General features: G+C 46.3%; 8 protein-coding genes. 4 read left to right on the top strand and 4 right to left on the bottom strand.

Annotation, left to right across the window (positions count from 1 at the left end):
- Nucleotides 1-6: 6 nt before the first annotated feature.
- Nucleotides 7-1,164, top strand: a complete 1,158-nt coding sequence (locus tag C8N47_RS15515) for a sodium ion-translocating decarboxylase subunit beta (protein WP_107823486.1) — start codon at nt 7-9, stop codon at nt 1,162-1,164.
- Between the two features lie 198 nt (nt 1,165-1,362).
- Here C8N47_RS15515 and pckA read toward each other — a convergent pair whose 3' ends face one another.
- Both pckA and xerD read right to left on the bottom strand, forming a co-directional pair.
- Complete coding sequence (pckA, locus tag C8N47_RS15510; protein ID WP_107823485.1) at nt 1,363-2,979, bottom strand: phosphoenolpyruvate carboxykinase (ATP); 1,617 nt, start codon at nt 2,977-2,979, stop codon at nt 1,363-1,365.
- Nucleotides 2,980-3,182: 203 nt separating this feature from the next.
- Nucleotides 3,183-4,082 (bottom strand): site-specific tyrosine recombinase XerD, encoded by a 900-nt coding sequence (gene xerD / locus C8N47_RS15505; protein WP_107823539.1) that lies wholly within the window; start codon nt 4,080-4,082, stop codon nt 3,183-3,185.
- Nucleotides 4,083-4,255: 173 nt separating this feature from the next.
- On the opposite strand from xerD, the gene aroQ reads away from it, so the two are divergent.
- Both aroQ and pyk read left to right on the top strand, forming a co-directional pair.
- A complete protein-coding gene (aroQ, locus tag C8N47_RS15500) occupies nt 4,256-4,675 on the top strand; it encodes a type II 3-dehydroquinate dehydratase (protein WP_107823484.1) in 420 nt (139 codons plus the stop codon).
- 96 nt (nt 4,676-4,771) lie between these two features.
- A complete protein-coding gene (gene pyk / locus C8N47_RS15495; RefSeq protein WP_107823483.1) occupies nt 4,772-6,196 on the top strand; it encodes a pyruvate kinase in 1,425 nt (474 codons plus the stop codon).
- Nucleotides 6,197-6,748: 552 nt separating this feature from the next.
- Here the strand turns inward: pyk and ftcD are convergent.
- Both ftcD and hutI read right to left on the bottom strand, forming a co-directional pair.
- Complete coding sequence (gene ftcD / locus C8N47_RS15485) at nt 6,749-8,434, bottom strand: glutamate formimidoyltransferase (protein ID WP_107823481.1); 1,686 nt, start codon at nt 8,432-8,434, stop codon at nt 6,749-6,751.
- Between the two features lie 13 nt (nt 8,435-8,447).
- Nucleotides 8,448-9,695 (bottom strand): imidazolonepropionase, encoded by a 1,248-nt coding sequence (gene hutI, locus C8N47_RS15480; protein WP_107823480.1) that lies wholly within the window; start codon nt 9,693-9,695, stop codon nt 8,448-8,450.
- 379 nt (nt 9,696-10,074) lie between these two features.
- Between hutI and C8N47_RS15475 the strand changes: the two genes are divergently transcribed.
- Entirely contained in the window at nt 10,075-12,591 is a 2,517-nt protein-coding gene (locus tag C8N47_RS15475) for a DUF5686 family protein (RefSeq protein ID WP_107823479.1), read from the top strand.
- The last annotated feature ends 454 nt before the right edge of the window (nt 12,592-13,045 follow it).

Below are 13,045 nucleotides of genomic sequence, written 5' to 3'. Positions count from 1 at the left end.
TTAATCATGGAGACATCTTTTCTGGATTTCATCATCGAGCACCTTGGGCAATTTCTGCAATTTACAGCTTTTGCGAACCTGACAGTAGGTCACCTCATTATGATCGCTGTTGGATTAGGCTTCATCTACCTGGCTATTGCAAAAGAATTTGAGCCCATGCTGTTAATTCCGATCGGATTTGGTATTCTGGTTGGTAACATTGCCTTCTCTCCCGGATTCAAAATTGGTATCTACGAGTCCGGCAGTGTGCTGAATTATCTCTACTTTGGCGTCGCACAAGGCGTATACCCTCCCCTGATCTTTCTGGGTATTGGTGCTATGACCGACTTTTCGGCGCTCATATCGAACCCCAAGCTGATTCTGATTGGGGCAGCGGCCCAGTTCGGTATTTTCGGAGCCTACTGTATTGCATTAGCCCTGGGTTTCAGCCCTACTGAAGCAGGTGCTATTGGCATTATTGGTGGTGCCGATGGTCCGACAGCGATCTTCATATCGTCAAAACTGGCGCCCGACCTGATGGGGGCAATTGCCATCTCGGCTTATTCATACATGGCCTTGGTTCCTGTCATCCAACCGCCAATTATGCGCTTATTGACGACCAAAAAGGAACGTGTCATCCGCATGAAGCCGCCACGTGCTGTTTCCAAAAAGGAAAAGCTGATTTTTGCCATCTCGGGAATGCTGCTCACCACCTTTATTGTGCCCAGCGGCTTACCTCTACTGGGGATGCTTTTCTTTGGTAACTTACTGAAAGAAAGCGGCGTTACCAAGCGTCTGGCCGACACTGCAAAAGGCCCGATGATTGATATTGTTACCATTCTTTTAGGCTTAACCGTTGGTGCATCAACACAGGCCACCACCTTCCTGACAATCAAATCAGTCGGGATCTTCCTGCTGGGGGCTTTCTCGTTTGTGATAGCAACCACTGCCGGGGTGTTGTTTGTAAAACTGATCAACCTGTTCCTGAAAGACGGAAACAAAATCAACCCGCTTATTGGTAACTCCGGTGTATCGGCCGTTCCCGACAGTGCCCGGGTGTCGCAGGTTGTTGGTTTGGAATACGACAAAACCAACTACTTACTGATGCATGCCATGGGGCCCAATGTAGCCGGTGTAATCGGTTCGGCCATTGCGGCAGGTATCTTGCTGAGCTTCTTAATGTAATCGGACATCCGATTCTATATATTACAAACGAGCTTCCTTTTCAGGAAGCTCGTTTTTTCTTTCGGAGAGCTCGGCTCCTTAGCGAGCCTGGCGATAGGGTTTTGTTTTAACAATTGCCGAAAGTAGCCCAACGATTTTTTGCCCTCCGAAAAAAAGCGAACGTCGGCTATGCAGACGTTATATTGAAAACTCAGGTTTCTATTTCACCAATTCGACCTGCGGCCCCGCTTTCACTAACTTCTTCCCTTCTTCGGTATCCGTATAGTCTTTAAAGTTTGTGATAAATAATTCGGCCAGGTGGATTGCCTTTTCCTGCCAATCGTCCGAATGCGGGTACGTATCACGCGGATCGAGTATCGCCGGATTCACATCGTGAAGTGCAACGGGAACTTCCAGATTGAATATCGGAATAGTTCGTGTTTCGGCGTTCTCAATCGATCCGTCTAATATGGCATCAATAATCGCACGGGTGTCTTTAATCGAGATCCGTTTTCCACTTCCATTCCAGCCCGTATTTACCAGGTAAGCTTTAGCCTGGTTCTGCTCCATCCGCTTAACCAACTCTTCGCCGTATTTTGTGGGGTGAAGACTCAGGAAAGCCGAACCAAAACAAGCCGAAAATGTGGGAAGCGGATCATCAATGCCGCACTCGGTACCGGCTAACTTCGCTGTGAAACCCGAAAGAAAATGATATTTAGTCTGCTCGGGTGTTAGTTTCGATACCGGAGGCAGAACACCAAATGCATCGGCCGATAAAAAGATAACCTTATGTGCCGGGCCTCCTTTGGATACCGGCTTTACAATATTGTCGATGTGATAGATCGGATACGAAACCCGCGTGTTCTCGGTAACCGATGAGTCGTTGAAATCGATTTTACCATCTTTGTCAACAGTCACATTTTCGAGCAAGGCATTCCGCTTTATGGCGTGGTAAATATCGGGTTCCGACTCTTTATCCAGACGAATTGTTTTGGCGTAGCAGCCCCCTTCGAAGTTGAAAACACCTTCATCGTCCCAGCCATGCTCATCGTCTCCAATCAGTTTGCGGTGCGGATCGGTCGACAAGGTCGTTTTTCCGGTTCCCGACAGTCCGAAGAAAATTGCCGTATCACCATCGTAGCCCACATTGGCCGAACAGTGCATTGAGGCTATCCCTCGTAATGGAAGATAATAATTCATCATCGAAAAAATACCTTTTTTCATCTCTCCGCCATACCAGGTACCGCCAATCACCTGCATCTTCTCGGTTAAATTAAATACCGTAAAGTTCTCCGAATGGAGGCCCTGCTTTTGCCAGTTGGGGTTGGTGGCTTTTGATCCGGTAAGCACAACAAAGTCAGGCTCCCCGTAATTGGCCAACTCTTGGTCGCTGGGTCGGATAAACATGTTCTTTACAAAGTGAGCCTGCCAGGCTACTTCAACAACAAAACGAACTTTCAACCGGCTATCCGGATTCGCACCGCAAAAGGCATCCATCACAAAAAGCCGTTTGCCCGATAGTTGCTCGGCCACCAGCTGCTTCAGATCTTTCCATACCGCAGGCGACACCGGTTTATTGTCGTTCGGGACTTCCTCGCTTGTCCACCATATTGAATCTTTGGTAGTATCGTCCAAAACGATATACTTATCCTTGGGAGACCTTCCCGTAAAAACACCCGTCATCACATTAACCGCTCCTAACTCTGTCAGCTGTCCCTTTTCAAAACCAGTCAAACCTGCTTTTGTCTCTTCCTCAAACAGCAATTCGTACGATGGGTTATAAATAATCTCCTTTACATTTTGAATTCCATAATTTGATAAATCCGGATTTTTCATATTGATTGAGTTATTAATTGGTAAAGAACACCACCAGGGTGCTATATTTTTGGTCTATCAACGATCAATCTAAAACACGGCCTGTTTACCAGAGTCTTAGGCAAGCTACAAAAAAAAAGACAGCATTTTCAAAAAAATGCTGTCTTAAAGAACATATATTCAGATGTTATTTCACCGCTTGAAACGGGGCAAATTACAGAATATTAAGAACGTGGATGGAAGTGAGTGATTGTGTTTTTCAAGTAATCACGATCCAGGTGCGTATAGATTTCCGTTGTCAGGATCGACTCGTGACCGAGCATTTCCTGAACGGCTCTCAAATCGGCTCCTCCCGAAATCAGGTGAGTGGCAAAAGAGTGACGGAAAGTATGCGGGCTGATCTTCTTATTCAAACCAACTTTTTCGGCCAGGTTTTTAATAATGGTAAAAATCATCACCCGGCTCAATTTTTTACCGCGTCTGTTCAGGAACAATACGTTTTCACTTTCCGGGCTAATTTTCAAAGTCTTACGGTAACCATGCAGGTACTTGGTAATTTCTTCGATAGCCTTTGAGCTTACCGGAACCAGGCGTTCCTTCTCGGCTTTCCCTTCTACTTTAATAAATCCCTGATCGAAAAACAAGTTGGTAACCTTCAGGTTAACCAGCTCGGATACGCGCAAGCCACAGCTGTACAATGTTTCGAGCATTGCCTTGTTACGCTGGCCTTCCGCTTTATTCAGATCAACGCCGTCAATAATCAGATCGATTTCCTCCATGGTTAATACATCCGGAAGCTTACGGCCAATCTTCGGAGACTCCAGCAAGGTGGTCGGATCACTGTTAATTTTTCCTTCCATCAGCAAATACTTGAAGAAAGACTTGATACCGGAGATTGTACGGGCTTGCGTACGAGGACTAACACCCCGATCGTTAATGTACTCAATAAAACCACGCAGGTGGTTAATACGCACTTTTTCGGGCGTTAACCGCTTGTAGTTTTCATCCAAATAAGCCATCAACTTATTGATATCGTTGATGTAAGCAGCGATTGAGTTCTGAGAGAGTGATTTCTCCAATCTCAGAAAAGTTTCAAAACCTTTTTTACTATCTTCCCATTTCATAATAAAAAAATTAATTTTTTTGTAAGAACAAAATACAATACTTTCGACCTTCAAAAAGAAAAGTCTTTCAATCAGCACCGATTGAAAAATAGTTTCTTCCCCAAGATTACATAATTTTCAATACGGTGTCGACAGCATAAAGTTACTATATTTTTTAAATAAGTGAAATAAATATGAAAATATTGTTAATGAATGGGCCAAATTTAAACCTTCTGGGCAAGAGAGAGAGAGGGATTTACGGCGATACATGTTTCGAAACATATTACAAAGAATTAGTAAGCAGATATCCGCATATTGAATTGGAATACTACCAATCGAACATTGAGGGCGAGCTGATTGACAAAATTCACGCAGTTGGTTATAATTATGACGGCATTGTTTTCAATGCCGGAGCCTATACCCATACCTCGGTGGCCATCCGCGATGCCATTGCCGGGGTAACAACTCCGGTTGTCGAGGTTCATATTTCCAACACACTTACCCGCGAGAATTTCAGACACGAATCCATAATTGGTCCGGTATGCCGGGGAAGCATCATGGGTTTTGGACTGGACTCCTACCGTTTGGGAATCGAAAGCTTTATTAAAAATTAACGTTTGCGTTAATTCTTGCATCCATTCAAAAATGTTTTAGAACACTTCAATAAAAATGCTACTTTTGAGGCCCCATATATTTATATCGTTCGAAAAATGAAACATACAAAAATCGTAGCTACAATCTCTGATCTAAGATGTGATCAGGAGTTTTTAAAAACCCTGCACGAATCGGGCATGAACGTTGTTCGTATGAACACAGCTCACATGACGCCTGATTCGGCCAAACCACTTATCGACAACGTACGCGCAGTATCTGATAAAATTGCCATTTTGGTAGATACCAAAGGGCCGGAAATCAGAACAATGGGCATCGAAGAACCAATCGAGCTTGCAGAAGGCGACATGGTTGAAGTGTCTGGTATTCTTCGTGAAAAGAGCGAAGCAGGACGCCCCTTTTTCAGCGTTTCTTATGACAAAATGCACGTTGAAATTCCTGTCGGAAAACAAATCTTGATTGACGATGGTGAAACAGCCATGACTGTTGTTGAAAAAGGAGCTGATTTTGTGCTTTGTCGCGTTGAAAACAAAGGTAAAATCAAAAATAGAAAAAGTGTAAATACACCTGGATTTACGGTTCAATTACCATCTATTTCGGCCAAAGATGAAGCATTCATCAAATTCTCTGCCGAACTGGGTGTTGACTTCATTGCCCACTCATTTGTGCGTAATGCAGCTGATGTGTTAGCCGTTCAAAAAATCCTGGATGAATATAATAGCCCGATCAAAATCATCGCTAAAATCGAAAACCTGGATGGTGTAGAAAATATCGATGAAATTTTAGATCATGCTTACGGTGTGATGGTTGCCCGTGGTGACCTGGGTATTGAAATCCCTGCTCAAAAGATTCCTGGCATCCAACGCCATTTGATCAAAAAATGTGTTGAACGCAAGAAGCCGGTTATCGTAGCAACACAGATGTTACACACCATGATCGACAACCCTCGTCCAACTCGTGCCGAAGTTAGTGACGTGGCCAATGCCATTTTCTCTCGTGCCGATGCGATTATGCTTAGCGGTGAAACGGCTTATGGTAACTACCCTATTGAAGCTGTAAGAGTAATGAACAGCATTGCCAATGAAGTTGAGCATAGCAAAGACAAGCGTAACGACATCACTGTTCCGTTGGTGGAAAACGAAGTTGCTGCTTTCTTGGCCGAAGCTGCGATTAACGCATCAAATGAGCTTCCTACAAAAGCGATCGTTACCAATACCAAAACAGGTAGAACGGCTCGCTATTTGGCTGCTTTCCGCGGTACAAAACCAGTTTATGCTCAGTGCTACGAAGCTCACGTTGCCCGTATTCTTTCGTTGTCGTATGGTGTTTACGCGGATGTAATCGAGCCTAAAAAAGACAAATTCAAAATGGTTCGCAGTTGTTTAAAAGCCCTCACCGGAAACGGTACCCTGCAAGGTGACGATCAAATCGTTTACGTTGGTGGTAGCTTCGGTATCGGTGGTGGTTCAACTTTCCTTGAAGTTTCTACCGTAGAGAAATTAACAAAGAAAGAAGAAAACTAATATTGAAAGCCTAAATCCTGAGCTATCAGGCAGATGCTTTTGAAGATATCAGATATAAAGAACCGTCCAAGTCGCTTGGGCGGTTTTTTTATGTCGCTGCTAATGCCTCAGAAGACACCGCGCTATGCGGTTTCCTGTGAAAATCAACAAACATCAAAAGGCCAGATCTCCAGAAGATTTTGATGTTGTTTGAGCGCCAACGCAACAACTTGTAACAACCAAGACAACAGGATATCAGTAGCACGTATGTCGTCCACACAAGAGATTCTCCCTTCCCGTATGGGACGGAATTTTGCCCCTGTCGTCGCTAAGCTACCCAAATTGCATCCCTCCGGGATTTCGATGTGTTTATAGATCGGCTGTAATGCTTGATAAACCAAGCCAACCGACTCCCGACTTTTTGGCATTGATCAAAAGACCTTCTGGCTAGTTGATGGCGTTTTAAGCGCCAACCCGAAAACTTGTGACAACCACGACAACTTGTAACAACCACGACAACAAAGATTACAAGGCAACAAAGACAACCCGCTATTTCGTGAAAAGCGTTGTGGCTCACAATCCAATCTTGCCGTATACAATTTGTAAGATCTCCTGCTCCTTTAGCTCTGCCTGATAGAACAGCTTTTCGGCCCGGTGCTTATAGCTTTCGGAAAGCGACTGATCTTTCAGTTCTTTCAGATTGATTAAAACATTAAGGTAGGCACCATGGACCGCGGTTTTGGCACAAAGCGCAGCTACACCAGCATCGGACACGGAGTTTGGATTCCCATGTTCAGCCATCTCTGCGATCACATCAAACGACGCACAAGCAGCTTCCATCACTGCCAAAGGGCTTTCAATAGCGCAAATAGTGGCCTTGCGAATAGCCTCGTTCCTCAACGCCTTTTCTTCTTCTGTCGACTTGGGCATGGCATAAGCATCCATCACCTGGTTAAAGGCCTTTGTATCTTCATCAACCAGTTGAAGTAATGTTGTTTGATAGCCCTTCGCCTGATCTGCCCAATTCGAAAAATCACCCCATCGGTTATCCCAGCCTCTCTTATGTGCCGAAAGGTTGGCCACCATGCCGCCCAGAGCAGCCCCCAAGGCCCCCAGATAAGCGGCAACAGATCCGCCCCCGGGAGCTGCCGATTCAGAAGCCGTCGCATACATAAAATCGGACAGGCTCGTGTCGGTAAGCCGCTTTTTGTCTTGTTCAAGCCGATATTCAATAATTCGCTCTCGGGGATCGAATGGCCCCAGTTCATCTAAGCCCATCGACTTGATGGCGATTTTAATAATCTCCGCATCCGAAATGCCGACAGAGCGTTGCTGCTTCCTCAGAAAATACTTGCCGGCATCCAACATGGCCTTCAGGGGAATTAGTCCAACCAATTCTGATCCGGTCACCCGCATCCCGCGATCGTGCGCACTGCGACAAACAGCCTCGAAAGCCTGATGCAGCGAAGTCACCGTGATATCGGTCAAGTTCATCGAGATCTGGGCAATTCCGTATTCTTCAATATACCAACCGATAGCCCGGACTTTTCGCAGCGAGCCTGGAATACGAACCGGCAGTCCCTGCTGATCTTTCACGATTTTACCGGTAATTGGATCACCCTCTCTCAATAGTCTCCCCGACTCGCGAACATCAAAGGCAATGGCATTAGCGCGCCGAACAGAGGTCGTATTTAAGTTCACATTATAGGCTATCAGAAAGTTACGGGCACTTACAGCAGTCGCTCCTGCCCGCACATTGAACTCAACCGGACCGTAGTCAGGCTTCCACTTCGGATCCTTCAACTTTTGCGGCAGGCCTTCATACTCTCCCGAACGACAAGAAGCCAAACTTTTACGTTCGTCCGAGAAAGCAGCAAACTCGTAACAATAAACAGCGATGTTTAACTCTTCGCCAATACGTTGAGCCAGCTTCCGCGCATAAACAACTGTTTCGTCCATGCTTATGTTGGCAACCGGCACTAGCGGACACACATCGGTCGCTCCAAAACGAGGATGCTCGCCATGGTGCTTACGCATATCAATCACTTCGGAAGCCTTTTTCACGGCCTGAAAAGCCGCTTCAACAACCGCATCGGGTTGCCCCACAAAAGTAACAACCGTTCGGTTGGTCGCTTTTCCGGGATCTACATTGAGCAGTTTAACGCCATCAATACAGGTTATTACATCAGTTATCTGTTTAATTACATTCAGGTCCTGCCCTTCGCTGAAATTGGGGACACATTCTATCAATTGGCTCATAAATCGCTTTTACTTATATAATTTGTCCGTCAAGGATTACGGTTTCAATTAAATTGGTGGCATAGTGATAGGGTATGCTGCTGTACGAGGGAATTTCTTTGGTGATAAACACGTTCCCCATTTTCCCGGCACAGATGCTCCCGCATATTCCATCTACACCCATGGCATAGGCACTGTTAATGGTGGTTGCATTGATCACTTCCTCCGGGCTCATGTTGTATTTGATACAGCCCATAGCCGCCATGAAACTCATATTTCCCGATGGCGATGAACCGGGATTATAGTCGGAAGCTAAAGCGACCGGCAGACCGGAATCAATCATTTCGCGCACGGGCGAATAAGGCAAATTTAGAAAAAAAGCGGCTCCGGGAAGTACGGTTGGCATGGTTTCCCGTCCCTTGAGGGCTTCAATCTCATCAGCCCCGATATGCTCCAGATGATCGACCGACAGCGCATTGTATTTCACCCCCACCTGCACACCTCCGGTCCTACCCAGTTCGTTGGCATGCACCTTGGGCCTGAGGCCGTGCTTCATGCCGGCCATCAGGATTTGCTCCGACTCCAGGGGGGTAAAAAATCCCTGGTCGCAGAACACATCGATATAATCTGCTAAATCTTCTGCGGCAATTACGGGCAACATCTCATGAATAATCTTCCCGATATATTTCGAGCGGTCGTCGCCATATTTCTCAGGAACGGCATGAGCACCCAGAAAAGTCGCTTTGATGACCATCGGGCTATCTTTTTTCAGGCGACGGATAACACGCAGCATTTTCAATTCCGTTGCTGTACTTAAGCCATAGCCACTTTTAATCTCCACAGCTCCGGTTCCCTGCATCGCTATTTCGTGCAAGCGCCGCATGGCCGAGTCGTACAGTTCCTCTTCCGAAACACGAGCCATCGCTTCGGCACTGTTTAAAATTCCTCCTCCCCGCTTGGCTATTTCTTCGTAACTGAGGCCTTTTATCCGGTCGGTAAATTCTTGTTCACGCGAGGCGGCATACACCAGATGCGTGTGCGAATCGCAAAAAGAAGGCATGACAACCCGGTTGCTGCAATCCAGTTCAATCAGCACATCATTATCCAATGTTTCGTCGTTCAGATCTTTCATTGGTCCGAAGCCCTCAATTATTCCGTCGCGCATAACCAGGTAGGCATTTCTGAGCACCGACAAGGATGCCATCTCTTTTCCGGCTTTAAAACGGACACCACAGCCCGCAACCTGCACCAATTCCTTGATATTCTCCAGTACAATTCTCATAGAGCTAAATTATTATACTCCAATTTAAAAAAACTCACGCAATAAATAAGATGCTAAAAATCATATCGGGAAAATCTCTTTAACAAAGTGCTACATTATTACCAAATCGACTTAAAATCAACAGCAAACGCCTTCGCGGCATCGGTTTTTATCCGCAGCCAGAACCGGTTACCGGCAAGCACTCTGCGACCTGCCGCGAAGCTGCGAGCCTCTGTTCTGTTGGTTATTTTTCGTCCTTATAAAGCAAAAAAAATAAGTAAACCTGAGATCGTAGCCAATTTTTGATCATTTTTACAAACCGTTTATTTTCGATCGCTCACCTTTAGCCATGAGTGCAGCGGTCGTACGGGAGGATATTACCTGATACAGAAAACAGAACATGTTAAAACAAACAACGAAGTCGGGCTACTCGTTCGTACTACTATTGCTGTTCACATCAATACTTGTGAGTCAGGCCTATGGCCAGCAAAAATTGCTTAAGGGCACTGTTACCGATTTGGAAACAGGCCAGCCAATTCCTTTTGTGAATATCGTTATTAAACACAGCACAACGGGAACGACAACCGACACATTGGGAAACTTCAGTTTGCGTTTCCCCACGCTAACCGATACGCTGTACTTCACGGCAATCGGGTACAGCCCTGTCAGCAAACTTCTTCCGCGCGAGGATATGCTGCGTATTGGGGTTACCCTAAAGCCGGAAACATTCGACATAAGCGAAGTACAGGTTGCGCCCGACGAAGGCCCCATGCGGGAGCTTTTCCGACACATCATGGAGCGGAAGAAAGCAAACAATCCGGATCAGTACAATAAGTATTCGTATCAAAAATATTCGCAATGGGAGTACCAAATCACGAACCTGGGCGACAAGATTCTCGAATCGAAAGCCTTTCGTAAAAATCCCAATGTTATTAAGACCGCTGAGGACAGCACGCGGTTTCTACCACTCTATTTCTCGGAACAGTTGGTGTTTAACGAGATTCAGAAAGAACCGGCCAAAAAAAAATCGACCGTGTTGGCCGACCGAACAAATGGTGTGGGCATTCTGAATGAACTGGAAATATCGGGCTACACCAGCGCACTCGATATGGAGGTGAATTTCTACGACAACTTCATCAACATTTTCACACAGAACTTCGTCAGTCCACTGGCCGACAACGGATGGTATTATTATAAGTACTTCCTGGCCGACAGCTCGAAGGTAGATGGCGTAATGCACTACCGGGTTCATTTTCAGCCGCGGCGAGCAGGAGAAAATACCTTTAAGGGTTATTTTATTTCCGAAAACAAATACTATTCGATTGTTGAGATCGACGGAGAGCTGTCGTCGACCAGCAACCTGAACTTTTTGAAACGACTTCACCTAAACAGCAATTATTACTTTGTAAACGACTCAACTCCCTTTTACAAACGCAACCAGATTGACGCGCTGTTCGACTATATTCCGTTTAAAACGCCAAAGAAAGATACCAAACGGGTTTCGCTATACTACACGCAAAACGCCACAATTAAGGATGTCGTTATTAACCCGAAGGACGAAATAAAACTAAGCGCACCGAAGTCGAAATACGAAACCATCAGCCTGCCCGATGCCTACGATCGGGATTCGGCCTATTGGGCTGAACACCGCATGGCGCAACTTACCGACAAGCAAATCATGTTCGCGCAGGTTGTCGACTCCATCAGCAATATCAGGCAGATTAATATTCTGAACAACCTGGCACGCATGTCGATGACCAGCTACTACGACTTGGGCAAGTTTGAAATTGGTCCGTTTACCAGCTTCTATAACACCAACAAAGTTGAAGGAAGCAAAGTATTTATGGGAGCCCGCACCAGCGAGGAAATCAGCAAAAACCTGATGGTCTGGGGAGGCCTGGGCTACAGTACCCGCATCCGGAAAGTTTCGGGGATGCTTGGCGTGGGTTATCGGTTCAAAACCATCAACCGCCAGGTGGTGAAGCTGGACTACGAGGACAAGATGATTCGCCACGGGGAAAATGAAAAGATTCTGTATTTATACGAAAACGCCTTTACGGCAACCGAAAACAACCTGGTTTCCCAACTGCTTCAACACGATCCGCTGGATGAAATTTACCGGGAAGAAAAAGTCCGCGCACAATACGAATACGAATGGTACCCGGGCTTATCGAATAAATTAACCCTCGCCTACACCCGACATTATTCGCCCGAGTTTTACCCGTTTCTGCGCAATGGATCGCCCGTCGGGGCTGTGTCGGCCACCGAGATCAACCTGGACACACGCTTCTCGCACGAGGAAAAGCTGATCGACAAGGGCTTTTTACGACTCTATATGGGAACCGAATTTCCGATCATTCACCTGACCCTTGGGGCTGGTCAGATTTATTACAACGACCAACGCTCGTACTACGGACGTGTGGCCTCGACCATCAAGCAGGAAGTTTATATGGGAATGACCCGTTTTGACTATGCCATTGAGGCGGGTGCCTACTTCGGGAAACTCCCCTACACCATGCTCGACATCCCCCGTGGAAACGAAACCTTTGGCTTGTACAGCTACGACTTCAACTTGTTGAATTACCTGGAGTACGTCCACGACAAGTATCTGCATGCTTACCTGGAATATCATTTAAACGGTTTCTTTTTCCGTCGCGTGCCGCTGCTAAAACGAGCGAACCTCCGGGAAGTCCTATCCGCCAAAGCATTGGTGGGTTCGCTGAGCGATAAACATCAGGAGATTATCAGCTTTCCGGATCCGATCTCCCAAATGGGCAAGCCCTACATTGAGCTTGGTGCCGGGGTTGAAAATATTCTGAGCATGTTCCGGATTGAAGCCCTGTGGCGGGTACAACCCCAATCGGTTATCGATGCACCTCAGTTTGGTATCCGCGCACGATTTGAGATCGGGCTGTAATGGCGGGTGCTTATGATACGGCCCCATAAATGCACCTTGCTTTTCTGAAAGTCCCTTCGGGTGATGCGGTTTCCAACCGCATCGGGGATGCCTTCAATTGCGATTCAGCTCGAACCTGAAGCAAAGGCTCATTTTGTAACAAACCTGTGTTGGTGAACGTTGTTCCAATCCCTACTGCTTTTTCTATTCTACTTTTGATCAAAGAGGAACTTTGTCCTACCGGACGGGTTTTCATCTTTGGCTTGCCCCAAAGACGAAACAGAAAACGCAAGGCTTATTTTTATCTTCAGGTGTCAGCTCCCGAAAGCTAAGTTCAGCCGGGTGATCTCCAGTCCGGCAGCTGCCGGAGCGGAGCTTCCCGGATTCACTAAGCTTCCGGTTCGCCTCTCACCATCGATAAAAAGTAGGCCGGTCCCGCTCCGAGCGAGCTTCCGTCTTCTCTTAAATGCCTTCT

The sequence above is a fragment of the Mangrovibacterium marinum genome, from assembly GCF_003046625.1.
Classification (GTDB): Bacteria; Bacteroidota; Bacteroidia; order Bacteroidales; family Prolixibacteraceae; genus Mangrovibacterium; species Mangrovibacterium marinum.
The sequence above is the reverse complement of the archived record's forward strand: the minus strand, read 5'-3'. Positions and strand labels throughout refer to the sequence as shown.

Coding starts and splice junctions, on each gene's coding strand:
- hutI (WP_107823480.1), bottom strand. CDS start 9,695: ATGAGAATTGTACTGGAGAATATCAAGGAATTGGTGCAGGTTGCGGGC.
- pckA (WP_107823485.1), bottom strand. CDS start 2,979: ATGAAAAATCCGGATTTATCAAATTATGGAATTCAAAATGTAAAGGAG.
- C8N47_RS15475 (WP_107823479.1), top strand. CDS start 10,075: ATGTTAAAACAAACAACGAAGTCGGGCTACTCGTTCGTACTACTATTG.
- ftcD (WP_107823481.1), bottom strand. CDS start 8,434: ATGAGCCAATTGATAGAATGTGTCCCCAATTTCAGCGAAGGGCAGGAC.
- xerD (WP_107823539.1), bottom strand. CDS start 4,082: ATGAAATGGGAAGATAGTAAAAAAGGTTTTGAAACTTTTCTGAGATTG.
- aroQ (WP_107823484.1), top strand. CDS start 4,256: ATGAAAATATTGTTAATGAATGGGCCAAATTTAAACCTTCTGGGCAAG.
- C8N47_RS15515 (WP_107823486.1), top strand. CDS start 7: ATGGAGACATCTTTTCTGGATTTCATCATCGAGCACCTTGGGCAATTT.
- pyk (WP_107823483.1), top strand. CDS start 4,772: ATGAAACATACAAAAATCGTAGCTACAATCTCTGATCTAAGATGTGAT.